This window comes from Pontibacterium sinense (assembly GCF_015209595.1).
Lineage (GTDB): Bacteria > Pseudomonadota > Gammaproteobacteria > Pseudomonadales > Balneatricaceae > Pontibacterium > Pontibacterium sinense.
This window is the reverse complement of the sequence record NZ_JADEYS010000015.1, coordinates 40,698-67,449: the sequence shown is the minus strand read 5'-3', so window position 1 is coordinate 67,449 and position 26,752 is coordinate 40,698. Positions and strand designations below refer to the sequence as shown.

General features: G+C 50.7%; 28 protein-coding genes. 13 read left to right on the top strand and 15 right to left on the bottom strand.

The genetic code is table 11. From position 1 onward, the window contains the following. Positions 1–78: 78 nt before the first annotated feature. From IOQ59_RS14545 to IOQ59_RS21525, 4 genes are all read left to right on the top strand, one after another. The gene (locus IOQ59_RS14545; RefSeq protein WP_193954114.1) at positions 79–963 is read left to right on the top strand and encodes a hypothetical protein; all 885 of its coding nucleotides are present in this window, start codon (positions 79–81) and stop codon (positions 961–963) included. Positions 964–1,110: 147 nt separating this feature from the next. Then, positions 1,111–1,668 carry a hypothetical protein gene (locus IOQ59_RS14540; RefSeq protein WP_193954113.1) on the top strand — a complete coding sequence of 186 codons (558 nt, stop codon included), beginning with the start codon at positions 1,111–1,113 and terminating at the stop codon, positions 1,666–1,668. Between the two features lie 108 nt (positions 1,669–1,776). Further along, entirely contained in the window at positions 1,777–2,319 is a 543-nt protein-coding gene (locus IOQ59_RS14535) for a GNAT family N-acetyltransferase (RefSeq protein WP_371871873.1), read from the top strand. Between the two features lie 71 nt (positions 2,320–2,390). Then, entirely contained in the window at positions 2,391–2,708 is a 318-nt protein-coding gene (locus IOQ59_RS21525; RefSeq protein WP_307727016.1) for a DUF6678 family protein, read from the top strand. 159 nt (positions 2,709–2,867) lie between these two features. On the opposite strand, the gene IOQ59_RS14530 is transcribed toward IOQ59_RS21525, so the two are convergent. The 14 genes from IOQ59_RS14530 to IOQ59_RS14470 form a co-directional block, all read right to left on the bottom strand. Continuing rightward, on the bottom strand, positions 2,868–3,203 hold the full coding sequence (locus tag IOQ59_RS14530) for a hypothetical protein (protein WP_193954112.1): 336 nt from the start codon (positions 3,201–3,203) through the stop codon (positions 2,868–2,870). A gap of 143 nt (positions 3,204–3,346) precedes the next feature. Further along, positions 3,347–4,186 carry a class I SAM-dependent methyltransferase gene (locus IOQ59_RS14525; protein WP_193954111.1) on the bottom strand — a complete coding sequence of 280 codons (840 nt, stop codon included), beginning with the start codon at positions 4,184–4,186 and terminating at the stop codon, positions 3,347–3,349. Between the two features lie 85 nt (positions 4,187–4,271). Continuing rightward, on the bottom strand, positions 4,272–4,466 hold the full coding sequence (locus IOQ59_RS14520; RefSeq protein ID WP_228050919.1) for a hypothetical protein: 195 nt from the start codon (positions 4,464–4,466) through the stop codon (positions 4,272–4,274). Between the two features lie 90 nt (positions 4,467–4,556). Beyond that, entirely contained in the window at positions 4,557–4,889 is a 333-nt protein-coding gene (locus tag IOQ59_RS14515; RefSeq protein ID WP_193954109.1) for a hypothetical protein, read from the bottom strand. An 86-nt stretch (positions 4,890–4,975) separates the two neighbouring features. Continuing rightward, positions 4,976–5,605 (bottom strand): DUF502 domain-containing protein, encoded by a 630-nt coding sequence (locus IOQ59_RS14510; RefSeq protein ID WP_193954108.1) that lies wholly within the window; start codon positions 5,603–5,605, stop codon positions 4,976–4,978. A gap of 174 nt (positions 5,606–5,779) precedes the next feature. Beyond that, a complete protein-coding gene (locus tag IOQ59_RS14505) occupies positions 5,780–7,465 on the bottom strand; it encodes an AMP-binding protein (RefSeq protein WP_193954107.1) in 1,686 nt (561 codons plus the stop codon). Between the two features lie 92 nt (positions 7,466–7,557). After that, positions 7,558–8,139 carry a peroxidase-related enzyme gene (locus tag IOQ59_RS14500; RefSeq protein ID WP_193954106.1) on the bottom strand — a complete coding sequence of 194 codons (582 nt, stop codon included), beginning with the start codon at positions 8,137–8,139 and terminating at the stop codon, positions 7,558–7,560. A 77-nt stretch (positions 8,140–8,216) separates the two neighbouring features. After that, complete coding sequence (locus tag IOQ59_RS14495; protein ID WP_193954105.1) at positions 8,217–9,137, bottom strand: hydroxymethylglutaryl-CoA lyase; 921 nt, start codon at positions 9,135–9,137, stop codon at positions 8,217–8,219. Next, positions 9,137–11,131, bottom strand: coding sequence for an acetyl-CoA carboxylase biotin carboxylase subunit (locus IOQ59_RS14490; protein WP_193954104.1), 1,995 nt, complete (start codon positions 11,129–11,131; stop codon positions 9,137–9,139). The genes IOQ59_RS14495 and IOQ59_RS14490 overlap by 1 nt, the downstream gene beginning before the upstream one ends. Continuing rightward, complete coding sequence (locus IOQ59_RS21390; RefSeq protein ID WP_255512553.1) at positions 11,124–11,252, bottom strand: hypothetical protein; 129 nt, start codon at positions 11,250–11,252, stop codon at positions 11,124–11,126. The genes IOQ59_RS14490 and IOQ59_RS21390 overlap by 8 nt, the downstream gene beginning before the upstream one ends. Positions 11,253–11,258: 6 nt before the next feature. Beyond that, positions 11,259–12,053, bottom strand: coding sequence for an enoyl-CoA hydratase/isomerase family protein (locus tag IOQ59_RS14485; protein WP_193954103.1), 795 nt, complete (start codon positions 12,051–12,053; stop codon positions 11,259–11,261). 10 nt (positions 12,054–12,063) lie between these two features. Further along, positions 12,064–13,671, bottom strand: coding sequence for a carboxyl transferase domain-containing protein (locus tag IOQ59_RS14480; RefSeq protein ID WP_193954102.1), 1,608 nt, complete (start codon positions 13,669–13,671; stop codon positions 12,064–12,066). Positions 13,672–13,784: 113 nt separating this feature from the next. Continuing rightward, the gene (locus IOQ59_RS14475; protein WP_193954101.1) at positions 13,785–14,951 is read right to left on the bottom strand and encodes an isovaleryl-CoA dehydrogenase; all 1,167 of its coding nucleotides are present in this window, start codon (positions 14,949–14,951) and stop codon (positions 13,785–13,787) included. 63 nt (positions 14,952–15,014) lie between these two features. Then, complete coding sequence (locus tag IOQ59_RS14470) at positions 15,015–15,428, bottom strand: MerR family transcriptional regulator (protein WP_193954100.1); 414 nt, start codon at positions 15,426–15,428, stop codon at positions 15,015–15,017. A gap of 295 nt (positions 15,429–15,723) precedes the next feature. Here IOQ59_RS14470 and IOQ59_RS14465 point away from each other — a divergent pair, with 295 nt between their 5' ends. The 6 genes from IOQ59_RS14465 to IOQ59_RS14440 all read left to right on the top strand — a co-directional run bounded on the left by IOQ59_RS14465 (position 15,724) and on the right by IOQ59_RS14440 (position 21,805). After that, positions 15,724–16,542: an ABC transporter ATP-binding protein gene (locus IOQ59_RS14465; protein WP_193954099.1), complete on the top strand. Its 819-nt coding sequence runs from the start codon at positions 15,724–15,726 to the stop codon at positions 16,540–16,542. Continuing rightward, positions 16,539–17,252 carry an ABC transporter ATP-binding protein gene (locus IOQ59_RS14460; protein WP_193954098.1) on the top strand — a complete coding sequence of 238 codons (714 nt, stop codon included), beginning with the start codon at positions 16,539–16,541 and terminating at the stop codon, positions 17,250–17,252. The genes IOQ59_RS14465 and IOQ59_RS14460 overlap by 4 nt, the downstream gene beginning before the upstream one ends. Before the next feature lie 110 nt (positions 17,253–17,362). Then, positions 17,363–18,568, top strand: coding sequence for an ABC transporter substrate-binding protein (locus IOQ59_RS14455; protein WP_193954097.1), 1,206 nt, complete (start codon positions 17,363–17,365; stop codon positions 18,566–18,568). A gap of 132 nt (positions 18,569–18,700) precedes the next feature. Next, positions 18,701–19,588, top strand: coding sequence for a branched-chain amino acid ABC transporter permease (locus tag IOQ59_RS14450; RefSeq protein ID WP_193954096.1), 888 nt, complete (start codon positions 18,701–18,703; stop codon positions 19,586–19,588). Between the two features lie 12 nt (positions 19,589–19,600). Continuing rightward, entirely contained in the window at positions 19,601–20,527 is a 927-nt protein-coding gene (locus IOQ59_RS14445; RefSeq protein WP_193954095.1) for a branched-chain amino acid ABC transporter permease, read from the top strand. A gap of 96 nt (positions 20,528–20,623) precedes the next feature. Next, positions 20,624–21,805 (top strand): thiolase family protein, encoded by a 1,182-nt coding sequence (locus tag IOQ59_RS14440; RefSeq protein ID WP_193954094.1) that lies wholly within the window; start codon positions 20,624–20,626, stop codon positions 21,803–21,805. 173 nt (positions 21,806–21,978) lie between these two features. Here IOQ59_RS14440 and IOQ59_RS14435 read toward each other — a convergent pair whose 3' ends face one another. Then, a complete protein-coding gene (locus IOQ59_RS14435) occupies positions 21,979–22,893 on the bottom strand; it encodes an AraC family transcriptional regulator (protein ID WP_193954093.1) in 915 nt (304 codons plus the stop codon). A 184-nt stretch (positions 22,894–23,077) separates the two neighbouring features. Between IOQ59_RS14435 and IOQ59_RS14430 the strand changes: the two genes are divergently transcribed. The 3 genes from IOQ59_RS14430 to IOQ59_RS14420 all read left to right on the top strand — a co-directional run bounded on the left by IOQ59_RS14430 (position 23,078) and on the right by IOQ59_RS14420 (position 26,627). After that, on the top strand, positions 23,078–24,571 hold the full coding sequence (locus tag IOQ59_RS14430) for a CoA-acylating methylmalonate-semialdehyde dehydrogenase (protein WP_193954092.1): 1,494 nt from the start codon (positions 23,078–23,080) through the stop codon (positions 24,569–24,571). A gap of 88 nt (positions 24,572–24,659) precedes the next feature. Then, a complete protein-coding gene (locus IOQ59_RS14425; RefSeq protein WP_193954091.1) occupies positions 24,660–25,817 on the top strand; it encodes an acyl-CoA dehydrogenase family protein in 1,158 nt (385 codons plus the stop codon). 33 nt (positions 25,818–25,850) lie between these two features. Continuing rightward, positions 25,851–26,627 carry an enoyl-CoA hydratase gene (locus IOQ59_RS14420; protein ID WP_193954090.1) on the top strand — a complete coding sequence of 259 codons (777 nt, stop codon included), beginning with the start codon at positions 25,851–25,853 and terminating at the stop codon, positions 26,625–26,627. Positions 26,628–26,752: the final 125 nt, after the last annotated feature.

Sequence of the window (26,752 nt, the reverse complement as noted above, 5' to 3'; positions counted from 1 at the left end):
GTGGCTGGGACTGCCTTTCCGCTGCTTCGCAGCTACATGTCAGCCCCAAAGCCGGGCGTTAGCACTCAAGGAGTACTCATGGATAAAGTTGACGAACAATTAGCTTTCCGACTAAAAAAAACATTTAAGTTATATATTAGGTCTGCACTAGAAAATGCACTTTCAGAAACTCCTTCTGAGAGTAATGTATTGCAAACGATAATTAATATGCAGGCAGCTATTGAGTTGATTGGTAAATTTTTTGTTCTACAACGAGAAGGTTGGAAGGGGATCATTAAAGGCCAATTCCACGATAAGACTGAAGCTGAGTTATTGTTACTAATTGAGAGTGGTGAAATACAAACAACACCTTATTGGAAGAACAAAGAGTTCTTTTCCAATGAAATATACTTAAATGTTGATGATATAGAATTACTGGACAAGTTTCAGAACCATAGAAATCAAGTTATGCATTTAGGCATGTCTTCTTCGCCTAATGAAATTCTTAACGAATCTATTTGGTTTATGGTTAGAGTTATTAACCAACTAGATTGGCAAGATACTTTGCTAATGCATGATCAATATCTGGCGAATAGCCTTAAGTCACTACTAGGTGATGGCCTCTATCAAAAACTGTTAAACAACTCTTGCTATATAAGTGAGTCAGTTGACCGTGCTTATGAGATGTATCCAGACGATATGAAGCACTGTCTACAATGCGCTAACGAATCATGGGCTTTAACAAACAATCTGGATCGCGTTTGTTTTGTTTGTGGTTACCGTGGAAATCAAGATGTATTTGGCTTTGCTGATTGCCCTCTATGTGAAGTGAAAGGGGAAGTAGTCTTTGATGCTTTAAATATTGGATTCAATGAATACATTCGGGGTAAATGCTGTTCGTGTAGAGAGTTTGTAAATGTATCTAAATGTAAAATCTGCGATCAAGTATCGCCTCACCCACAAACTTGTGATTCATGCATATAAAGAGAGCTAACAAGTCAATCAATGTCGCCCTACCGGGCTGGACCTCCGCACTGCGTGCTCCGGCCCATTATTGAGGAGTTAGGGCGAAATACTACAGTCTATCCTCTCTCAAGAACCGTATTTGCGATGGAATAAAGGATTATTCGAATGTCACAATTTAAAGTTGTACTGCAAAACACAATTGCTGAAGGATTTAATCACGAAGAGGTTGAGAGAAATTTAGCCAGATTCCTGAAGACTGATGATGCTACAGTTAAAAAATTGATTACTCGACGAGAGACAGTAATTAAAAAAGGAGTAGAGTCAGATGTTGCAGAAAAGTATAGAAAGTTGCTCGATAAGTGCGGTGTTGGCTGTGAAATAAGGCCGATGTTGCCGACTTCTGATGAAAACAAGCCCTTATCTGATCAGACTAATAGAATTGTTCAAGCAGGGCTTGCTCCCTCAGAAGCACCTAAGTCAAGTATGCCGAGTCTTATATTAACAGACCTGACCTATGATCAAGTACCGTTCTATAGGAAATGGTGGTTTATTGTGCTAGCAATACTGCTGTTTTCTCCAGCCTCATTTCTTATTTGCTTAACTGGCAATATATACGCTAAAAAGCGTGATGGTGTTTATAAGTATAGCCGGGGGTTAAAATGGTTAGTGATCTTTATTAGCTTTGTATTCATTTTTAAGGCAGTTGTACATCAATTAGGATAGTCCAAAAGTGGATAAGCCCTAACAAGACCAAGCACAAATGCGCAACAAGTTGTGCTGGACTCGATAAAGGTCGCCAGTGTTGGCGGCGTTATGCACAGGGAGGATTCGGTGCAGTTATTTGAAACGGAAAGGTTAGTCGCAAGGCCGCTATCTCTCCAAGATCTTCCTGCACTCACTGAGATTTTGAGCGACCCTGAAGTCATGAAATATTCCGTTCGCGGAGTTTGTGACGGGGAAGCTACCAGAGAATTCATCGACTGGTGCGCTGAGTGTTACTCATCTCACGGTGTAGGCCCATGGGCATTGCTGGAGAAAGCATCAGGTGATCTTATTGGTTTCTGTGGTGTCGGGCCTGAGTTGGTCGATGATGTTGAGGAAATCAATCTAGGTTATCGATTAGCGCGAAGGTTTTGGAATCAGGGGTTTGCGACAGAGGCTGTAAACGGTGTAATGATGTATGCCTTCGATCAAAAACACTATGAGTCGGTAGTCGTTATTATCGAGCCAGAACATATAGCATCCGTCAGGGTGGCCGAGAAAGCGGGGTTCGGAGACTACACGGTTCATGAATTTCATAGCCGGCCTGTGCGGCTATATCGAATGATATGCGAGGACTGGGTATTGCATAACAAGCGGCTTTCAGGGCTGTGACGGCTATTCCGCTGTTTCGCAGCTCCAAATCCTCTCCTAAGCCGGAGTTATAGGGTATAGAGGGCTCAGCTTTGTCCCCAATAATGAACAACACCAAATGGCGCGAGTTGCAGCAATCCATGTACGCCCTTGGCGGTCATAGTCCTAAGTGGCGGACGAAGTGTGTCACCAACGGGCACGTATCAAACTGGGACGGAGAGTGGTTCTACCATTTCTCAGAATGTGGATACAAAGACATCGAGTGGGTCGAGATACAAACTGAAAACGAAGAGCATAGGAATCTCGTTCTTGCTGAGCTTCGTAAAGTTCATGTTCCCGGCGAACATACAGCTCACGGGTTTAGGGTATATGGCTATGTGCAGGAAGGTAGTCCAGTTGAGTATCTGTAGCCTTACAACAAGGCGTTCAACTCTTGGTCCAGCTACGCTGGCGAGACTTGTAGTACCCTCAGTTTAGTGGGCGCTTGAATTTAATTGATTTGATAAGGCAAGGGCGAGGGGAAACCTGATCGTTGAGGCTTCTCCCCGCTATTCAACAACGCGTGAGCCCTAGAATTCCCGGCTGTCTCCGTCATGGGAGAGCTCTTCTTCGATATACCGGCGTATATGTTGTCTGCTGCGGGTGGTGGTTTTGAACAGCCATGCGCTGATCAGGCCGCCAAGTGCAATAATCACAATCTGAAATTGTGGCAGTAGTGCGGCAAGAATCAGGGTGAGGGGGATGATAATAAGCAGCCCGAACTTGCCACGTTTGGCGAGTGTCTCAAGTAGCTTTTCTGCTTCATGGCGGTCGTTAATCCCCGCATCCATCAAGGTTGTGCGCAACGCGTGATATTCTTTCTCACGCTGTTTCTTTACTCGTCCGAAAGGGTCGTTGAGATTCATTTTTGCTGCTCGTTAGACGTCTTATCAAGTTATCGTTATACGGAAGGATAACCCCAAATCGTAAAAACGTCTCTATAGCGTGCTGATGTTGTTCAGTATTCCGTTATCCTGGGCAACATACTCATCCCATCTTTCGCTCGGCGTTAGCCAATGCTCCGGGCTAAGACCTCGACCACGCGTGCGGCTTCGCTGCCAAGGTTACGCATCACATTGGCCCCCATCTGACCAAACTCCGGACCTAAGATAAGGGCAGGGGATACGGGGGGTTGGGTGGCTTGTCCGCTGTCTTTCGCTTGCTGCTCTTTTTCCGACTGACGTTTTCGCCAGCTCAAGGCTTCTTGTGACCAGTCACTGAATGTATCGATCTTGAACCCTGCCGACTGAATGAGGGATTCCAGTTCTTGCTGGCTGCGCAGGTGGGAGCTGTCGGCACTGCGTGCCCAAGGGACGGGATATTTGATGTTGCTATGGTTCGGGCCTTCCAGTACTTCGTGCAGGAGGATCGAGCCTTCCGCTGAGAGTATGCGTTTACATTCGCTCAGCACTAGAGTGGCATCTGGCATATTCAGCAGGCTGTGCTGAAATACAATCAGGTCAAACTGGTTGTCTGGGAAAGGCAGATGATGCGCATCACCGGTGATTAAGGCCGGGATCGGATTCGCGTCGTTCAGAGCCGATAAACGCTGATTGATATGATTGAGTGGATGGGTGATATCTAGACCAATAATTTGCAGATCCAGTTTATCTCCCACCAAACGCATCAGGCCACCCAGACCCGAGCCAATATCCAGCACCGAATTTGGCTTGAGTTCGCCAATGCGCTCGATCAGTTTCAGTGAGGCTTTGATGCCACCAATGTGCAGCTGATCGACGGGGGCCAGCTGAAACTGATTGGGTCCGTTGGGGTAGGCCTCTTGCAACTGGCGGATAATCGTATCGGCGTCTAATTTCTGTTCGTAATGATCGGTAACCAGTGCAGGCATTGGGCTTTCCCTTGAATAGGTATAAACCCTAATTTGCCGTGTCTGGTGCTGCTTTGCAAGGCCGTTACCGTCTTATCGGTGCCCTTTAGAGCTGCCTGATCTGTTGCAGGATATGCTGCGGCGTTTCTTTTACGATCAGGTGGGATATTTCACCGCTGGTAAAGTACAGGCGCGTGCCTGCTTCGCCGTCCTGCTGGGTAAAGTAGACGATATTATCGGTGTTGATGTAACACTCGGTGCCGTCTCGCTCGGAGGTGACGCGGATGATAATTTTCATCATAAACTCCTGACAGTGAAGATTCTGATATTAGTCTAGCTGAGGATCACTCAACTGAGAGGCTATCACTGCCAGGCTTTACTGTAACTGGCGCTAATGGTTGGTCCAGATGACGCGTACCGGTTCGCCAAAGTCGTCCAGCACGACCTTACGCAAAGATTTGTGACGGCTGACCTGCTTGGTGGGCTTGGCTACTTTTTTATTGGCCGTACGGCGTGCTTCGATGGCTGCGACCACTTCGGGTATGGCGGTTCGTGTTTTATGAGGCCGTTCGAGGCGGATATGGCGGTTGTTGTAGTTGCCGTCAATCAGACTGCTGGCGCCGGGAGGGACGCTCTGGATTGTGCCGCCATGGGCAAGAAAGCTGGCTATTTTTTCTTCGTGGTCCTTGCGTAGCTGTTTTTTGGTTGGGCGATTGCTGAACATTGTATTGGGTATCCAGTTGGGTCAATCATATAGGTGTTTTTTCCATCCACTTACATCTCCAGAATTCTCAGTCTAGACGAGGTTTTTCAGTTCTGCTGCAGCGATTGTCCGGGACGGTGACTCGGTGTGTTTATCCCCGTCATACCGGCCGTTAATGTGAAGCGCATGGCGTCCTCTACGCTCATGTCCAGCGGGCGAACGGCACTGCGCGGTATCAGGACGGTATACCCGCCGATCATGTAGCTCAGCGGCAAGTACACAAGAACGCTGTCTTTATTGTTGAACCCTTCTGGCAACCGTTCTGCGGTGTTCTGAGTGACAAATCCGATCAACTCCATACCGCTGTCGGCGAGCGTAATGGATACCACCTGTTGAAACTCTTTCTTCACGGTGGGGGAGAAGTAGTTAAAGAAGTCGCGGATTGAGCCATATACCGACTTCACCAGCGGCATGTGATAGAGGACGCTCTCGGTCAGCTCAAAAAGACGCTGGAACACGTAAGCGTGCATCAAGAGTCCGACCAGAAAGGCAACGGTGATCCCTGCGATCACTCCCAGACCGGGCCAGTAAGGCGTGTTAGGAAATAGAGAGCGGATTGATCCACCCAGGATTAGCTCGGCTGAATGAGCGAGCCAGTAGATCAGAGAGAGGGTGAGCACCACGGGTAGGATGGTGATCAGTCCTGTCAGAATATTTCGGCCTATAAAGCGCAGCATGATATGGCCCTCCGGCACGCTTATCAGAAGCAGGCGAGCGTATGACGACACGCCTATGAACTAAGCATAGTCGTGACGAAGGAAAGAGATTTGGGGGAGGGACCTGGAACAAAAACGCCAGCCCGAAGGCTGGCGTTGTGATACTCGCGTTAAACGGCTAGGAAGGGGCTGTTGTTAGTCGTCCAGACCCAGCTCTTCGATAGAGATTTCACGCATCTTAAACTTCTGGATCTTGCCGGTTACCGTCATTGGGAACTCGTCCACAAATTTGAAGTAACGTGGGATCTTAAAGTGGGTGATCTTACCTTTACAGAACGCGCGCAGATCTTCATCCGACACGTTTTCTGCGCCTGGAGACAGTTTCACCCAAGCGATCAGTTCTTCACCGTATTTTTTATCGGGTACACCGGTTACCTGCACATCAGAGATGGACGGGTGGGTGTACAGGAACTCTTCGATCTCTTTCGGGTAAACGTTTTCGCCACCACGGATGACCATATCTTTGATACGGCCTACGATCTGGATGTAACCTTCTTCATCCATCGTCGCCAGATCTTCAGTGTGCATCCAGCCCGCAGGATCAATTGAACCAGCGGTTGCTTCAGGGTTGTTCCAGTACTTCAGCATAACGCTGTAGCCACGGGTACACAGCTCGCCCACTTCGCCGCGCGGTACAATGTTGCCAGTGGCTGGATCAACCAGTTTGGTTTCCAGATGCGGTTGGGTACGGCCAACGGTGGTTACACGTTTTTCGAATGGATCATCTGCCGCAGTCTGAGTGGATACCGGGCTGGTTTCAGTCATGCCGTAAGCGATCTGAACTTCTTCCATGTGTAGCTTGGAGTTTACGGCTTTCATAACTTCAGCAGGGCAGATGGAACCGGCCATGATACCGGTGCGCAGCGTGGATACGTCGTACTCAGCGAACTCAGGATGTTCCATCTCTGCGATGAACATCGTCGGCACGCCGTACAGTGCGGTTGCGCGTTCTTCTGCAACGGCTTCCAGTACGGATTTTGGTTCGAAACCATCATCCGGGTAGATCATCGTCGCGCCGTGCGTCATACAACCCAGGTTACCCATCACCATGCCGAAGCAGTGGTACAGCGGTACAGGGATGACCAGGCGATCCTGATCGGTAAAGTTCATGCTTTCAGCGACGAAGTAACCGTTGTTCAGGATGTTGTGGTGAGACAGTGCGGCGCCTTTCGGGAAACCGGTGGTGCCAGAGGTGTACTGAATATTGATTGGATCATCAAACTGCAACTCCGCCTGAATTTTCTCCAGCTGAGAGGCATCGATTTTCTCGGCCATTTCAACGAAGTCATCCCAGCGCCACATGCCGTCCATTTTTTCGTCGGACAGATTGATGATGCCTTTCAGGTTGGGCATTTTTTCAGACTGCAGTTCACCTTCAGCGCAGGTTTTCAGCTCAGGTGCCAGGTCATACAGCATCTGGCTGTAATTGGAGGACTTAAAGCTGTCGGCGGTGACCAGGAATTTCGCTTCTGACTGGTTCATCGCGTATTCCAGCTCGTGCAGACGGTAAGCTGGGTTAACGTTCACCAGAATAGCGCCCACTTTAGCTGTGGCGAATTGGGTGATGGTCCACTGTGCGCAGTTAGGTGACCACATACCAACACGGTCGCCGCGTTTTACGCCAATTGCCAGGAATGCACGTGCAGCTTCATCTACACGCTGCTTCAGCTCGGCGTACGTCAGGCGAATACCCTGATGGCGAACAATCAGTGCGTCGTTATCGGGGTAGGTGGTTGCGATTTCATCAAACTTATCACCGATGGTCATACCGATCAGTGGCTTAGTGCTAGGACCGCTGGTGTAGCTAGGGATGTTGCTCATCGTTGTTGACCCCATTTGCTCGTTATTTTTTTAAAATTTCAAAAGGGTTTGGTGTGGTCTGTGCTGCCCCATACAGTTCAGACCGTTGAATATCATCGGCTGTGGCTGTGATATTCAGGATTCGGCTGCATATCCACCGCGCTGGCGACCCGGTTGGTCATGTTATAAAACCCAGCAATATTGGCGATATCCCAGATATCCCGATTGGTGAAGCCAACGTCACGCAGGGCCTGACGGTCATCTTCACTCATTTCATTCGGGGATTCGGTTAGCTTGACGGAGAAATCAAGCATCGCCCGGTGGCGTTCGGAAAGCTCTGCAACGCGATAATTCATCACCATCAGTTCACCCAGTTTCGGGTCGCCGGAGTATTCTCGGACGGCGGCACCATGGGCAACCTGACAGTAGTAGCAGGCGTTAGAGGATGATACGGCAACGGCGATCATCTCTTTTTCCAGATCGGATAGTCCGCTGTCACCGAACATCAGTTCGTTATAGAAGCGGGAGAATACGTCCAGTTGGGTCGCATTCTGGCTGTATGCTTTGAGTACGTTGGGCACCATGCCCAGTTTCTCTTCGCAGACAGAGAAGTATTTCTGGTATTCCTCTGGCAACTGGTCGTGTGCGGGTAGCGGCAGATCCAGTGCGGTGATGTAGTCTGGTTGTGACTTCATCTGTTATTACCTCGGTTTTATTTTTTTTGTTTCGAGGCAGCGCCTACCATTGTGGAAGGCGCTGTTTTATATCGGTTTTACGTGTCTTCACAGCCTATAGCAAGTGCGACTTTCGAACCGTTGCTGCGTCCCAGCTGGCCGGTGATCCAATGGCTGGTCTGAACCAGCTTATTAAGATCAATACCGGTTTCGATACCCAGACCGTTGAGCATGTACAGTACATCTTCAGTAGCGACGTTACCTGATGCACCTTGTGCATATGGGCAACCGCCAAGGCCTGCGACTGAGGTATCGATAACCGCAACACCTTCTTCAACCACGGCGTAGATATTCGCCAGTGCCTGACCGTAGGTGTCGTGGAAATGCGCTGCCAGCTTTTCAACCGGCACCTCTTTGGCGACCGCTTCCAGCATTTTCTTCGCTTTTAGCGGTGTACCCACACCAACGGTGTCTCCCAAAGAGATCTCGTAGCAACCCATGTCCAGCATGTCGCGGCAGACCGCTGCGACTTGTGCCGGTGCAATCTCACCATCGTAAGGGCAGCCCAGAACGGTGGATACGTAACCACGCACACGGATACCGTGTTCTTTAGCGGTTTCGATTACCGGCAGAAAACGTTCCAGACTTTCCTTAATAGAGCAGTTGATGTTCTTCTGGGTGAAGGCTTCAGAGGATGCGCTGAATACGGCAACCTCATCCGCTTTCGCTTCAATCGCACCTTCCAGACCACGCAGGTTCGGAGTCAGGGCAGCATAGGTGACGCCCGGTTTGCGATTGATACCCGCCAGAACAGCGGCCGCATCACCCATCTGGGGAACCCACTTGGGTGATACAAAGCTGGCTGCTTCAACGTAACTGAGACCGGCATCAGCAAGCCGATTGATCAGCTCTACTTTTACCGCTGTCGCGATGATGTCGCCCGGTTCATTCTGAAGGCCGTCCCGAGGACCGACCTCCACAATGCGGACTGAAGAAGGCAGAGAGGATGGCAATGCCATTACGCTGCCTCCTCATCCGCTGCATCCAGCGCGATCAGTTCAGAACCTTCATTCACCAGATCACCTTCAGCGAAGAAAATGTCAGCCACAACACCATCGGTGGGTGCCGAAATGCTGTGTTCCATCTTCATCGCTTCCATGATCACCAGCGTCTGACCGGCGGTCACTTCCTGACCTTTTTCGACCAGTACGGCAACCACGGCACCGTTCATCGGTGCAGCCAAAGAGGCGTCACCTGCCTGCTCAGTTTCGCTGAACGTATCGCGATGCTGACGGCACTGGAACTGCTCACCTTCGTGGAAGATGGTCAGGTTGTCGCCATCCTGGAAACAATGCACCGTCAGGCGATGACCATTAATGATCACGTTCAGAGCATCGTCATTCAGGGTTGCGGATACACGGTAGCTGGCTTCATCAACAGTGACTTCATATTCAGACTGCTGTTCGAGAATGCTCAGTTCGTGCAGATCTTCGCCCAGCATCAGCTTCATTGGACGGGCGTATTCGGAGTTCAGACGCCAGCCGTTCTGTGAAGAGAATGGGGAGAAGGTATCGACCTTAATGGTGTTACCGGCTTTTGCTGTTTCAAGGAAATAAGCAGCAGCGATTGCCAGACAGAACTGCTGATCCAGACGGCTGGCCGGGAACAGGAGCTCGCGGTGCTTCTCGATGAAGCCAGTGTCCAGATCCTGATCGCGGAATGGGCCGGCATCGGCCAGATTGCGCAGGAAGCGGGTGTTAGTCTTAAGGCCCGCAATACGGTATTCCTCAAGTGCCTGAACCATGCGGTTGATCGCCGCTTCGCGATTTTCATCCCAAACGATCAGTTTAGCGATCATTGGATCGTAGAAAACGCTGACCTCATCACCTTCGATAACGCCGGTATCAACACGCACGTGGGCGTTTTCAGCCGGAGTGCGCAGGTATTTCAGGCTACCGGTGGCAGGCAAGAAGTCGTTGTCCGGATCTTCCGCATAAATACGGGCTTCCAGTGCATGACCGCGTACCTTGACCTGATCCTGAGTGATCGGTAGTTCGGAACCGTCGGCAATACGTAGCTGCCATTCCACCAGATCCTGTCCGGTGATTAACTCAGTGACCGGGTGCTCAACCTGCAGACGGGTGTTCATCTCCATGAAGTAGAATGAACCATCGACGTCATAAAGGAACTCAACCGTGCCGGCACCGACGTAATCGATAGCTTGTGCAGCACGTACCGCCGCTTCACCCATCGCTACGCGTACTTCATCGGACAGACCCGGTGCAGGTGCTTCTTCAATGACTTTCTGGTGACGACGCTGTACTGAACAGTCACGCTCGGCGAGATAGATGCCGTTGCCGTGCTTATCACAGAACACCTGAATCTCAACGTGACGTGGTTGAGTCAGGTAGCGCTCGATCAGCATGTCCGGGTTGCCAAATGCTTTTTTGGCTTCGCGGCAGGCAGATACCAGTGCTTCGTCAAATTCCTCTAAGGATTCAACAACACGCATCCCTTTACCGCCACCACCGGCAACCGCTTTCAGCAGCTGTGGGAAACCGCACTTCTCAGACTCCTGCTTCAGCAGGGCAGGGTCCTGATCGTCACCGTGATAACCCGGTACCAGTGGAACGCTGGCGTGAGACATGATCTCTTTCGCCGCGGACTTAGAACCCATCGCTGCAATGGCAGAGGAAGGCGGGCCAATAAAGGTGATGCCGTTGGCTTCCAGTGCTTCTGCGAACTCTGTGTTCTCAGACAGGAAGCCGTAACCCGGGTGAACGGCCTGTGCGCCAGACTGTTTACAGATCTCGATGATCTTATCGGCACGCAGGTAGCTTTCGGTGCTTGGCGCAGGGCCCAGCAGGAAAGCTTCGTCAGCCATCGCCACGTGGCGGGCATTTGCGTCAGCTTCGGAGTAGACAGCGACACACTTAACACCCAGACGGTGAGCTGTCTGGATCACGCGGCAGGCAATTTCGCCACGGTTAGCGATCAAAATTTTATTAAACATAGCGGTTCTCCGTGTCGAAATTTCCTGCACGCACTGCGTGCGCGGGCAAGCGATTTGGCTTCGCCGCGAGCAGGCAAGCCTGCTGGTCACCACGGTTTGCAATCAAAATCTTGTTGAACATGGTCGCTTACTCCTGAATCCAGTTTGGCTTGCGCTTCTGCAGGAAAGATCCCAGACCTTCCTGACCCTCTTCGCTGACACGAATGTCGGCGATGCGGCGGGCGGTGTCATCGATCACGTCCTGATTGATGACTTTGCTGCTAACGGCAAAGATCAGCTCTTTGGCCGCATGCATCGCCTGCGGGCTGTTACGACGCAGCTGTTTCACAAAGCGGGCACAGGCATCGTCCATCAGTGCAGGATCGGCCACGACTTCGTGAACCAGACCAAATTCCTGCGCCTGACGGGCAGTAAAGACTTCTGCTGTTACAAAGTAACGGCGGGACTGACGCTCGCCAATGGCGCGTACCACGTACGGGCTAATGACGGCAGGGATCAGGCCGATTTTTACTTCACTCAGGCAGAACTGGCTGGATTCAGCGGCGATAACAATATCGCAGCACGCTGCCAGCCCAACCGCGCCACCGTAGGCAGCACCTTGTACCAGACCAATCGTAGGTTTGGACAGATCGTTCAGTACTTCCATCAGGCGTGCCAGACGACCCGCGTCCTGTACGTTTTCCTCATGGGAGTTCTGCGCCATGCGCTTCATCCATGCCAGATCAGCACCGGCGGAGAAGTTCTTGCCGTTAGAGCGCAGCACCAGTACGCGGATCTCAGGATCTTCGTCACAGGCTTCCAGCTGAGTAATCAGCTGCTCGATCACATCATCGTCAAAAGCGTTATGCACTTCCGGGCGGTTGATGATCAGCTGGGCAACACCGTCGCTGCCTTTTTCCAGTAATACAAAGCTATTAGACATAACAGCCTCCTTACATACGGAAGACACCAAACTTGGTGTCAGCGATCGGTTTATTCAGAGCGGCAGACAAGCCCATGCCAATAACGTCACGAGTCTGAGCCGGATCGATCACACCGTCATCCCACAGGCGCGCGCTGGCGTAGTAAGGGTGACCCTGATGTTCGTAGGTGTCGATGATCGGTTTCTTGAACTCTGCTTCGTCTTCTGCGGACCATTCCTGACCCTGACGATCCATGTTGTCGCGACGTACGGTAGCCAATACGCCTGCTGCCTGTTCGCCACCCATCACGGAGATACGTGCGTTTGGCCACATCCACAGGAAGTTCGGGCTGTAAGCTCGACCACACATGCCGTAGTTACCTGCGCCGAAAGAGCCGCCGATCAGTACAGTCAGCTTAGGCACGTTGGCACATGCAACTGCAGTTACCAGCTTGGCACCGTGTTTAGCGATACCTTCGGATTCAGATTTCTGACCCACCATGAAGCCGGTGATGTTCTGCAGGAACAACAGAGGAATTTTGCGCTGGCAGCACAGTTCTATGAAGTGTGCGCCTTTCTGTGCGGAATCACTGAACAGAATGCCGTTGTTAGCCACGATACCCACAGGATAACCGTGAATATGAGCGAAACCGGTCACCAATGTAGTACCGTACATTTTCTTGAATTCGTCGAATTCAGAACCGTCCACGATGCGCGCGATAATCTCACGAACGTCGAACGGTTTCTTCAGATCGGTGCCAACGATGCCGTAGATCTCATCAGCACTGTATAGCGGTGCTTTTGGCTCGCGGATATCCAGATCCAGGTTCTTCTTGCGGTTCAGATTGGATACGGTTGTACGGGCGATCTGCAGTGCGTGTGCATCGTTTTCTGCGTAGTGATCGGCAACACCGGATACTTTACAGTGAACGTCAGCACCACCCAGATCTTCTGCAGAGACCACTTCACCGGTTGCGGCTTTAACCAGCGGAGGGCCCGCCAGGAAGATAGTACCCTGATTACGCACGATGACAGACTCATCCGCCATGGCAGGAACATAGGCGCCACCGGCAGTACACAGGCCCATTACGACAGCGATCTGCGGGATGCCTTTAGAAGACATGCGCGCTTGGTTGTAGAAGATACGACCGAAGTGATCGCGATCCGGGAACACGTCATCCTGCTGTGGCAGGTTCGCACCGCCTGAATCGACCAGATAGATACATGGCAGGTGGTTTTGCTCAGCGATTTCCTGAGCACGCAGGTGCTTTTTAACGGTTAGCGGAAAGTAGGTGCCGCCTTTAACGGTAGCGTCATTGGCGATGATCATGCATTCCTGGCCGCTAACACGGCCAATACCTGCAATGATGCCCGCTGCCGGGATCACATCATCATACACTTGGAACGCAGCCATCTGGGACAACTCCAGGAATGGAGAACCTTCGTCAACCAGAGCATTAATACGTTCGCGTGGCAGTAATTTGCCGCGGGAGAGGTGGCGTTCCTGGTACTTAGGGCCGCCGCCTTGTTCAATGGTGCCAACTTTATCACGCAGGTCGTTTACAGCTTCTGCCATGGATTCATGGTTGCTGAGAAAATCTTCTGCGCGTGGATTGATTTTGCTTTGCAGTACGGTCATACCGGACTCCTCAAACTGATTCCTGAATAGAGAGTGATCTGGACGGCTTACTGCTTCCTTTTATATAGGTAGTCATAAGGAAGCAGCAGGCGGTCCGGGTAGGGCGTTGCGCCTTACTTGTTCAGGAACAGCTCGCGGCCGATCAGCATACGACGGATTTCGGACGTGCCGGCACCGATTTCGTACAGCTTCGCGTCACGCAGCAGACGACCTGTAGGGAATTCGTTGATGTAACCGTTACCACCCAGCAGCTGGATAGCATCCAGTGCGATCTTAGTGGCCATTTCGGCAGTGTAGAGGATGCAGCCAGCCGCATCTTTACGGGATGCTTCACCGCGTACCGCTGCTTGTGCTGCCATGTAAACGTAAGACTTAGACGCGTTCATGATGGAGTACATGTCAGCGACCTTGCCCTGGACCAGTTCGAATTCACCGATAGACTGGCCAAACTGCTTACGGTCACGGATGTATGGAATGACGATATCCATCGCTGCTTCCATGATACCCAGAGGACCACCGGACAGAACCAGACGCTCGTAGTCCAGACCGGACATCAGAACCTTAACACCACCGTTCAGTTCACCCAGGATGTTCTCTTTAGGTACCGGGCAGTCTTCAAACACCAGCTCACAGGTGTTGGAGCCGCGCATACCCAGCTTATCCAGCTTCTGGTGACGGGAGAATCCAGGGTAATCGCGTTCTACGATGAATGCAGTGATGCCTTTAGGGCCTGCTTTAATATCCGTTTTTGCGTAGATAACGTAGGTGTTGGCATCAGGACCGTTGGTGATCCACATCTTGTTGCCGTTCAGCAGGTAGTGGTCGCCGTTGTCGCGTGCATGCAGCTTCATAGAAACAACGTCGGAACCGGCGTTTGGCTCAGACATCGCCAGCGCGCCGATATGTTCACCGCTGATCAGTTTTGGCAGGTACTTCTGTTTCTGCTCTTCGTTACCGTTACGGTGAATCTGGTTAACACAGAGGTTGGAGTGTGCGCCGTAGGACAGACCTACAGAAGCGGATGCGCGACTGATCTCTTCCATCGCAATGACATGAGCCAAGTAGCCCATCTCTACACCGCCGTATTCTTCTTTAACAGTGATGCCGAGCAGGCCCATGTCACCAAACTTGCGCCACAGATCATTTGGGAATTCGTTCTTCTGATCTATCTCTTCAGCACGTGGTGCGATTTCCTTTGCTGCAAAGCTATTGATCTGCTCGCGCAGCATATCAATGGTTTCGCCCAGTCCAAAGTTAAGTCCAGAGTATTGTGAGATCATAATTTCACCCATTGCTCGCCGATTAACTGCTTCCTAATTGCACCAGGCTCTTGGAAGTCAGCTTTATTCGGTCTGTTGTTGTTTTTGTTTAGTTGTCAGTTCGTTTAATGCGTCTCTGCAGCGAGACTCTGCGCTGTCCAACTCTAGCTGTACCATCGCAATGTCTTTGATTTGCTGTTCCAGTTCCGCACGTTTTTCAGAAATCTTTATCAGCAGCAGACTTAGCTGTTTTTCGCTGCCACTCGTGGTCTCGTCCCATAGAGAAAACAGTTCTCTTATCTCGGCCAGTGAGAAACCTAAGCGCTTGCCCCGTAGGATCAATTTCAAGCGCACGCGATCCTGGCTGGTGTAGATGCGGGTTTGTCCCCGGCGGCCAGGTGTCAGCAAACTCTGGTCTTCATAGAAGCGAATGCTGCGCGTTGTTACGTCAAACTCTTGCGAGAGTTCACTGATCGAATAGGTCTTTTTAAAGTTCATTACTTCGTACTACCACGTTTTAGGTTAGCGTAAAGGAAGTTTACGTAAACGTAAAGATGAATAAGGGAATTCACATATTTTAGCACAATTGGGTATATTTGGGTTATCGGCTTGATTTGTAAGGGGTTTTTACTGGTTTTAGGGGGTAAAACACCCCAGATTAGACTAAAGTAGTACTTGGCTTCCTGTAGGGGAAATTGCTAATTTTGGGTCACGGCTTACGCAAAAGTAAGCATCTTCCAGTGAATTTGAACTGGTAACAATAACAATAATAACGGCGAGGCTTGGGTTCCGCATGAGTGTCGATTACGTGCTGCAAACCTCTGATTTGGTTAAAGAATTCAAAGGTTTCACGGCAGTAGATAATGTAAATTTAAACGTTGAGCGTGGCTCTATTCACGCACTTATCGGCCCCAATGGTGCTGGTAAAACCACCGTTTTTAACCTTCTAACTAAGTTTCTGATTCCTACACGTGGTCAGATCCTTTACAACGGAGAAGACATTACTCAGATGCAGTCCGCCGCGATTGCACGCAAAGGGGTAATTCGTTCATTCCAGATTTCCGCAGTCTTTCCACACCTGACTGTTCTGGAAAACGTTCGCATCGCGCTTCAGCGAAAAGAGGGTAATAGTTTCCATTTCTGGAAGTCAGATAAAGTCCTCAATAAGCTGAATGATCGTGCAATTGAGCTGCTGGAAGCAGTTGGTCTGCAGGACTTTGTCCATGCAACCACTGTTGACCTGTCCTACGGTCGTAAGCGAGCGCTCGAGATTGCAACGACATTGGCGTTGGATCCTGAACTGATGTTGCTCGATGAGCCAACACAGGGCATGGGTCACGAAGATGTAGACGTTGTATCTGACTTGATCAAACGTGTATCTAAAGACCGCACCATTCTGATGGTTGAGCATAACCTGCATGTTGTATCGAAGTTGGCAGACCAAATTACGGTATTGCAGCGTGGCGCGATTCTGACAGAAGGTAACTACGAGACTGTGTCTGCTGATCCGCGAGTACGTGAAGCGTATCTGGGTGTTTCCGAAGATGAAGTTGTACCCGGTACTGAAGCAGATAAAGCCCAGCAGGCGGCTAAATCGGAGGTGACAGCATGAGCACGGTCGGTGATGAAAAACTCCGTATCAGTGATCTGCACGCATTTTATGGCGAGTCGCACATCCTGCACGGTATTGATATGACGGTTATGCAGGGCGAGTTGGTTACCCTGCTGGGCCGTAATGGTGCTGGTCGTTCGACCACGCTGCGTTCCATCATGAATATGGTGGGCAAACGTACTGGCAGCATCAACATTAATGGTCGTGAAACCATTGATATGCCTGCCCACAAAATTGCGCATCTGGGAATGGGGTTTTGCCCGGAAGAACGTGCAATTTTTTCCAGCCTTAACGTAGAAGAAAACCTGATGTTGCCACCGGCGGTTCGCAGTGACGGCATGAGTGTTGAAGAGATCTACGAAATGTTTCCTAACCTTTACGAGCGTCGCATGAGTCAGGGCACGCGCTTGTCGGGTGGGGAACAGCAGATGTTGGCTTTAGCCCGCATTCTGCGCACCGGTGCAAATATCCTGCTGCTTGATGAAATTACCGAAGGTCTGGCCCCGGTAATTGTTAAGACGCTTGGAGAAGTGTTGCTCAAGTTGAAAGAGCGTGGTCTGACCATCTTGCTGGTTGAGCAGAACTTCCGTTTTGCTGCGCCAATCGCAGATCGTCACTACGTAATGGAGCATGGGCACATTGTAGAAGAAGTGCATGCACATGAGCTGGAAGCAAAAGCTGAAATGCTCAATACCTATCTGGGTGTCTAAATCCGGAAATTCCAGGAAGCTATATGGTCTGATGCGTACCTAAAGGACGGGTCGAACCGATAGCACCTAAATATTGAATAACAATAAAAAGCTCTACCAGGAGAATAACGATGAAATCACTGAAGAAATCACTGCTTTCCGCAGCTGTAGCGTCCGTTTTTGCCGTATCTGGTGCTCACGCAGCAGGCGTGTCTGATGACAAAGTAAAAATTGGCGTACTGGCAGATATGGGCGGCGTTTACGCTGACGTATGTGGTCCAGGTTGTGTTACTGCTGTGAAAATGGCGGTTGAGGACTTTGGCGGCACTGTATTGGGTAAGCCGATCGAAGTTGTTAGTGCGGACGATCAGAACAAGCCTGACGTTGGTTCTGCGAAAGTACGTGAGTGGGTAGAAAGCCAGGAAGTTGATGCTGTAACCGGTCTGGTTGCATCTTCTGTAACTGGTGCTGTTACTAAAGTACTGACAGATAACAAGAAGATCGCTCTGATCTCTACGTCTGCATCTCATGCGTTCACCACTAAAGCATGCTCTCCTTACAACGCGCACTGGACTTACAACGTAGTATCTCTGGCTAACGGTACTGTTAAGCCAATGGTACAGGCTGGTAAGAAAAAATGGTTCTTCATCACCGCTGACTACGCGTTTGGTCATGCACTGGAAAAAGTAGCTTCCGGCGTTATCAATGGCAATGGCGGTGAAGTAGTGGGTGCGGTTCGTGCTCCACTGGGCACAACTGATTTCTCTTCTTACATCCTGCAGGCTCAGTCTTCTGGTGCTGACGTAGTTGCTCTGGCAAACGCGGGTTCTGACTTCATCAACTCCCTGAAAACAGCGGCTGAGTTCGGTCTGACTGAAATGATGGATGTTGCGGGTCTGCTGGTATTCACGCCAAACGCACAGGCGCTGGATCCAAACATCGCTGGTGGCATGAAGCTGACTACTGGTTTCTACTGGGATCTGGATGACCAGACTCGTCAGTGGTCCGCACGCTTCAAAGAGCGTCACGGTTCAATCCCTGCAATGGGTCAGGCGGGTGCATACTCTATGACCATGCATTACCTGAACTCTATCAAAGAAGCAGGTACTGATGATTCTGATGCAGTTATGAAAGTCATGAAGGCCAACAAGCCAAACGATTTCTTCGCACGTAACGCAGAGCTGCGTAACGACGGTCGTATGGTTCACGATATGTACCAGGTACGTATCAAGAAAGCTGATGAGCGCAAGAGCGCGGATGACATCTACGAAGTAGAGAAAGTCATCCCGGGTAACGAAGCGTTCCAGCCAATGATGGCTCAGTGTGACTTTAAATAACAACAATAAGTTGTTCCGGTAAGAGGTCGGGGCTGCCGTTTGGCGGCAGCCCTATTCATCTTTAACGGACGGTAATTTCCGGTCTGGCTGCGCATTCAGTGCAGCTCTATATCCGGCTTGGGGTGGAGAGTTATGGCGACATTTCTCGGTATTAACCTGTTTGGCCTTTTCGGCCAGCTGCTTGTGGGCCTGATCAATGGCTCATTTTATGCGTTGCTCAGTTTGGGTCTCGCAATCATTTTTGGTCTGCTAAAAATTATTAACTTTGCGCAAGGCGCAATGTATATGCTGGGTGCATTCTTTGCTTGGATGGCTCTGCACTACATGGGAATTAACTACTGGGCTGCACTGATTGTTGTGCCGCTGGCAGTAGGTTTTATCGGTGTCATGATGGAGCGCTATCTTTTGCGTCCTATCGCCAATGAAGATCACCTCTATAGCTTGCTCCTTACTTTCGGTATTGCTCTGATCCTGCAGGGTGCATTTACACATATGTTCGGTTCATCTGGTATGTCTTATGCGATTCCAGAAGAGTTGAAAGGCGGTAACCGTCTGCCATTTATGTACCTGCCTAACTATCGTGCGTGGATCATTGTTGCTTCGTTGATCGTCTGTGCCGGTACCTGGTACATGATTGAGAAAACGAAACTGGGTGCATATTTGCGCGCAGGCACAGAAAATCCGTCGATGATGCAGGCGTTTGGTATCAACGTACCACTGATCGTTACGCTGACCTTTGGTTTTGGTGTAGGTCTGGCTGGTTTCGCAGGTGTTATGGCGGCTCCGGTGTACTCCGTATCACCTGATATGGGCTCGAACATGCTCATAGTGGTGTTCGCCATCGTCGTAATTGGCGGCATGGGCTCAATTGGTGGGGCCATACTGACCGGTCTCGGGATGGGTGTTGTAGAAGGTCTGACGAAGTATTTCTATCCGGAAGCGTCCACCACTGTGATCTTTGCAGTGATGGTGATCGTGCTGCTGACTAAGCCAGCCGGTCTGTTCGGTAAAGAAGCGTAGGGGGATGCCGAGATGAAAATGAATAAAACAGCAATTGCGCTGATAGGTCTTGGTCTGGTTGCACCTTTCGTTCTTTACCCAGTATTTCTGATGAAGGTTTTGTGTTTCGCGCTGTTCGCGTGTGCATTTAACCTGCTGCTGGGTTTCGTAGGTCTGTTGTCTTTTGGTCACGCGGCGTTTTTGGGTACGGGTGGTTACGTCACAGGTTACCTGATGACGAATGCGGGTCTAACGCCTGAACTGGGTGTCGTTTGCGGCACAATTGCGGCGGGTTTGTTGGGGGCTGTATACGGTAAGCTGGCCGTTAAGCGAGAGGGTATCTATTTTGCGATGGTGACTCTGGCACTGGCTCAGTTGGTGTTCTTCCTGTATTTGCAGGCTCCGTTTACCGGTGGTGAGGACGGCATGCAGGGTGTACCACGTGGTAACTTGCTTGGCTTCATCGACCTGAACGACAACATGAACATGTACTACTTCGTGTTTGCGATCTTCTTGTTCGGCTTCTGGGTAGTGAATCGTACGATCCACTCTCCATTTGGTCAGATTCTGAAGGCGATCCGTGAAAACGAACCACGTGCGGTGTCCTTGGGCTATAACGTAAATGACTACAAGTGGGCAGCGTTTATAATTTCTGCAGCTCTGGCGGGTCTTGCTGGCTCCACGAAGACTCTGGTCTTCCAGTTGGCATCCTTGACTGATGCGCATTGGCACATGTCTGGTGAAGTCGTTCTGATGACCTTGTTGGGTGGTATGGGTACGATCTTTGGTCCAATCGTAGGCGCTGCGTCTGTTGTTGCGATCCAGAATTACCTGTCCGGTGGTGAATTGGGTAACTATATCCACATCATCATGGGTCTGATCTTTGTTGTCTGTGTACTGGCATTCCGTAATGGTATTGTTGGTGAAGTGCAGAAGCTGATTAAGCGTAACTTCAGCTAAGCGATACATGTAAAAAGGGTGCAACCTTGCACCCTTTTTTTGTGTCTATAAGCTTACGTTAACGTAAACATTTAATGTGTTTTTAAGGTGAAAAATATGAGTCAGGATGCAGTAGTGATTGTGAGCGCAGCGCGCACCCCGATGGGCGGCATGGCGGGTTCACTGAGCGATGTGCGTGCACCGGATCTGTGTGCCACTTCTATCAAAGCTGCCATTGAGCGTGCTGGTGTGCAGGCTGAAGATGTCGATGAGGTTGTGATGGGCTGCGTATTGCCGGCGGGTCTCGGTCAGGCTCCGGCGCGTCAGGCTTCTCGCGCTGCTGGTATTCCTGATGCAGCCGGTGCAACCACGGTCAACAAAATGTGTGGTTCGGGTATGAAAGCCGTAATGCTGGCGCACGATCAGATTCTGGCGGGCTCCGCCAGCATCATGGTTGCCGGTGGTATGGAAAGCATGAGCCAGGCTCCTTACATCCTGCCTAAAGCGCGTCAGGGTATGCGTATGGGACACGGTCAGGTTATGGACCACATGTTCCTGGATGGTTTGGAAGATGCCTACGAAGGTGGTCTGATGGGTACTTTCGCTCAGAAGAGTGCGGATGATTACAACATCACTCGTGAAGGCATGGACGATTTTGCCATCGGTTCCCTGAACAAAGCGCTGGCGGCAATTGAAGCCGGTGAGTTCAAAGAAGAGATCGCGCCTGTAACCATTAAAACCCGTAAGGGTGAAGTGGTTGTAGATACCGATGAGCAGCCGGGTAATGCGCGTATTGATAAGATCCGTGGTCTGCGTCCAGCGTTCAAGAAAGACGGCACCGTGACTGCTGCGAACTCCAGCTCCATCTCTGATGGTGGTTCCGCGCTTCTGCTGATGAAAGAGTCTGAAGCAAACGCGCGTGGCCTGCAGCCGCTGGCACGTATCGTTTCTCACTCTACCCACGCCCAGCTGCCAGCAGAGTTCACCATTGCACCGATTGGTGCAATCCAGAAAGCGCTGGATAAAGCTGGCTGGGGCAAGGACGACGTAGATCTGTATGAGATCAACGAAGCCTTTGCTGTAGTGTCCATGCTGGCTATCAACGAGATGGGCCTGGACGCGGATAAAGTCAACGTGCGCGGTGGTGCGTGTGCGCTGGGTCATCCGATCGGTTCCAGCGGCTCACGTATCATGGTAACCCTGCTGCACGCTCTGAAGCAGAAAGGCCTTAAGAAAGGCGTTGCGTCCCTGTGTATCGGTGGTGGTGAAGCCACAGCCGTTGCTGTAGAGATGATCTAAGCCTTACAAAGTTCCCGTCTACGGAACGGGCTGTTGCTGTTTGAAGGGGCGGCAGCGGCGAATCCGCTTTCTCTCCAGCCGGGCGTGTCTGACACTGCCCGGCTTTCTCGTTTCTTGATGTATTAAATTCGGTTGGGCGTTGTGTTACTCATCCCGATCTACCTGCCTGTGCTTCAGTCGCCTTTGTATGGAAACGCCCCCGTACGCATCTTTCGATATTGGCTCGGTGATACACCCATCAGTTTTTTGAAAATCCGTGAAAAGTAGTACGCATCTTCATATCCCACCGCAAAAGCGATCTCGTTGATGCTGTTGTTGGTGGTGTCGAGCAGGTGGCAGGCGCGTTCGATTTTGAGCTGAATAAAGTGGTTGATAGGTGTTGTGCCGGTAATCTCTTTGTATTTTTTTACGAAGTGGTATTTCGACAGGTTAACGGTTTCAGCCAGTGTATCCAGATCCAGCTGTTCGTGTGCGCGTGCCTGCATCAGGCTGTGAACGCGTTCGATATCAATGCCTTCCCCGGATTGTTTATGACGTGCTAAAGGCTGTAGCAGGGCGATATGCGCCATTATCTGGCGCAGCTGGTTGGCAGCACATATGTAGGCATTGATGTTGTAGGTGGATTCCCGGGCTTCCAGCAGTGCTTCAAAATCACTGACCAGTCGGGAGTGGATACCAATAGGCATCACCAGATGGGGGAGGTCGCTTCGCGGCAGTGCAAGATGTTGTACAAAATCACTGGCATGGTGGCCGTGGAAATGGACCCAGTAAATCGTCCACGGATTCTTGCGGCGCGCTTTATACGAATGTGGGATGCCCTTAGGAATTAACAATATATCACCGGGTCGTACACGGTGTTTTTTGCCTCCGGCTTCTAAATCTCCTTCTCCATCAAGGCAATAGATCAGCAGGTTATCGTCGTGTACGTCCCGTTCCATATGGTGTCCGGTCGCTTGTCGATAATATCCCATGCCTAGCGGGTACAGGCCGCTACTGAGCGGATGTTGAGCTAACTCGGAAATGACGCGGCGCGGAATAACGAAGCGAATGCTTTCAGGAGGCAGCGGCCAGCTTGATGGTGTGCTCATAGATGCGACCTATGTATAAGGGAAATTACCTAATGAATCGCAATATAGTCCATCAATAAGACAAGATTATCAATCCTGAAGTTTAGGGTCGCATGATACAACTTAACCATCACGTTCCAAACGTAAGAAACGTTCCAAACAAAAGACGAATAACAACAACTAACCAGAGGCATAGGTAAAAGCGATGACTCAGCAAGTACCTCTCCTGATCAACGGCGAATTCGTTCAGAGCGAATCTCAGAACTTTATCCCAGTAACTAATCCAGCGACGCAGGAAGTTATTGCGCAGGTGCCTTGTGCAACTGAAGCGGAAGTCGAAGGCGCAGTTGAAGCGGCTAAAGCGGCTTTCGAAACCTGGAAAGAGACACCAGTTGGTGAGCGCGCTCGTCTGATGCTGCGCTACCAGGCGCTTTTGAAAGAGAATCATGACGAGATCGCAACCCTCTTGGCGCAGGAAACCGGCAAGACGTTTGAAGATGCAAAAGGCGACGTGTGGCGTGGTATCGAAGTTGTAGAACACGCGTGCAACATTGCATCTCTGAGCATGGGCGAAACAGTCGAAAACGTAGCGCGTAAGATCGACTGCTACAGCATCACTCAGCCACTGGGTGTATGTGTCGGTATTACTCCTTTCAACTTCCCGGCAATGATTCCGCTGTGGATGTTCCCAATGGCGATTGCTTGCGGTAACACATTTGTACTGAAGCCATCCGAGCAGGATCCGCTGACGCCAATGCGTCTGGCTGAGTTGTTCCAGGAAGCGGGTGCACCAGCAGGTCTGCTGCAGGTTGTCCACGGTACTAAAGACGCTGTTAACCAGCTGCTGACCCACAAAGATACACCAGCGATCTCTTTCGTAGGTTCTGTTGCTGTTGGTGAGCATATCTACCGTACCGGTACCGATAAGATGAAACGCGTACAGGCATTTGCCGGTGCGAAAAACCACATGGTTATCATGCCGGATGCGGCTAAGAACCAGGTTGTTAACAGCATCGCGGGTGCATCTGTGGGTGCTGCGGGTCAGCGTTGTATGGCGATCTCCGTTGCTGTCTTCGTCGGTGAATCCCGTAAGTGGATTCCAGAAGTACGTGATGCGCTGGCGAAAGTACGTCCGGGCGCATGGGATGACCCAGAAGCAGGTTACGGTCCTCAGATCAACCCTCAGGCTCGTGATAAAGTTCTGGGCTTCATTCAGCAGGGTAAAGATGCTGGCGCTGAGTGTATCCTCGACGGTTCTGATGTTGTGGTTGAAGGCTATCCGGACGGTAACTGGGTGGGTCCAACCATGTTCCGTGGTGTGACCACTGAGATGTCTATCTACCAGGAAGAGATTTTTGGCCCTGTGCTGATCGCTCTGGAAGTTGACACGCTGGACGAAGCGATCGAGCTGATCAACAACAACCCATACGGTAACGGTACGTCCATGTTCACCTCTTCTGGTGCAGCTGCACGTAAGTACCAGCACGAGATCAAAGTGGGTCAGGTTGGTATCAACGTACCTGTACCAGTGCCTCTGCCAATGTTCTCTTTCACAGGCTGGAGAAAGTCTTTCTACGGTGACCAGCACGCTTACGGTAAGCAGGCTGTACGTTTCTACACAGAAACTAAGACTGTGACTGCTCGCTGGTTCGAAGACGACATTGATACCGGTGTAAACACCACGATCCAGCTGAAGTAATTTTCAGCACGTACCAGAAAACAACAGAAGAAAAACCGAGAAGGGAGCGCGAATCATTTCGCGACTCCCTTCCACGTAGGAGAGAGCGATGGATTTCGAGCTGAATGAAGACCAGATTGCATTCGCCGACATGGCCCGTGCCTTTGCACAAAACGAATTTGAACCCCATGCCGCCGAATGGGATCAGGAACAGACTTTCCCGGTAGACGTACTGCGTGCCGCAGGTGAGATGGGCTTTTGTGGCCTGTATTCACCGGAAGACGTAGGCGGGTTAGGCCTGAGTCGCCTGGATGCCAGTATTATTTTTGAACAGCTGGCGATGGGTTGCACCTCAACCACAGCGTTCATCACTATCCACAACATGGCAACCTGGATGATTGCGGACTTCGGTAACGAAGATACCCGTCAACAGTGGTGCCCTGAGCTAACCGCTGGTCAAAAACTGGCGTCTTACTGCCTGACCGAGCCGAATGCAGGCTCCGATGCAGCCTCCCTGAAAACCACCGCGCGTCGTGAAGGTGATAACTACATCCTGAACGGCAGCAAGATCTTTATCTCCGGCGCTGGTAGCACCGATGTACTGGTCGTTATGGCTCGTACCGGTGTTGATGGACCAAAAGGTATCTCTGCATTTGCAGTAGACGCTAAGGCTGAAGGCATCGTTTACGGCCGTAAAGAAGAAAAGATGGGTTGGAACAGTCAGCCAACCCGCATGATTACGTTTGAAGATGTTGTTGTACCTGCGTCCGCTTTGCTGGGTAACGAAGGCGACGGCTTCAAGATCGCCATGAAAGGTCTCGATGGCGGTCGTATCAATATCGCAACCTGTTCCATTGGTACTGCACAGGCTGCGCTGAATCGTGCTCGCGAATATATGCATGAGCGCAAACAGTTTGGTAAAGAGCTGGCGAACTTCCAGGCCCTGCAGTTCAAACTGGCCGACATGGTGACTGAACTGGTTGCAGCGCGTCAGATGGTTCGATTGGCAGCGTCTAAACTGGATGCGGGCCACGCGGACAAAGCCGCATACTGTGCGATGGCAAAACGTTTCGCGACGGATGTTGGCTTTAATGTGGCTGATGAGGCGTTACAGATTTTTGGTGGTAACGGTTACATCAAAGAGTATCCAATGGAACGTTATGTACGTGATAACCGCGTACACCGTATCCTGGAAGGCACCAACGAAATTATGCGCGTCATCGTAGCACGTCGTGTGTTGATGGAAGACGCAGCGGATCTGATTTGATCCACACCTGCAGACAAGATTTGGAGATTTAAGATGACCGATAAGCTGATCGTAGAGAAACAGGGTCATACCGCTGTTATCACCATGAACAATCCACCGGCTAACACCTGGACTGAAGACAGTCTGAAAGGGTTGGCTGTTGTGGTTGAAGAGCTGAATCAGGATAAAGATGTTTATGCGCTGGTGATTCGCTCTACAAGCGAGAAGTTCTTTTCTGCGGGTGCAGATCTGAACCTGTTTGCTGATGGTGATCGTTCAGTGGCGCGCGATATGGCGCGCTATTTTGGTGAAGCATTTGAAACGCTATCCCGTTTCCGCGGTGTATCTATCGCAGCAATCAATGGTTTTGCAATGGGTGGCGGTCTGGAAGTGGCGTTGGCGTGCGACATCCGTGTTGCGGAAGAGCAGGCTCAAATGGCGCTACCAGAAGCTAAAGTCGGCTTGTTGCCTTGCGCAGGCGGTACACAGAACCTGACCATGCTGGTCGGTGAAGGTTGGACTAAACGTCTGATCCTGTGTGGTGAGCGCATTAAAGCGCCGCTGGCGAAAGAGATTGGTCTGGTCGAAGAGCTGGTGCCAACCGGGCAGTCTTTTGAGCGTGCAATGGAGATGGCAAAAGCCGTTGAACAGCAGAGCCCGACCGCTGTTGCGGCCTGCAAACAGCTGATTCAGAACAACCGTACCCATCATTGGGATGCGGGTTACATTCTGGAGCGTGAGTTGTTTGTTGACCTGTTCCACACGGAAGATCAGAAAGAAGGTGTTAACGCATTCCTTGAGAAGCGTGCACCAGGCTGGAAGAACCAGTAATTCGGTTTTCGTATTCAACACAGTTCACCCTTCGACGTATCCAACAGACTTATATAACGAAGGCGGACGTATCAGGAAATCTCCGGCACTGAAGCGGGTGTCGGAATTTCTTCAACAGGAAATCC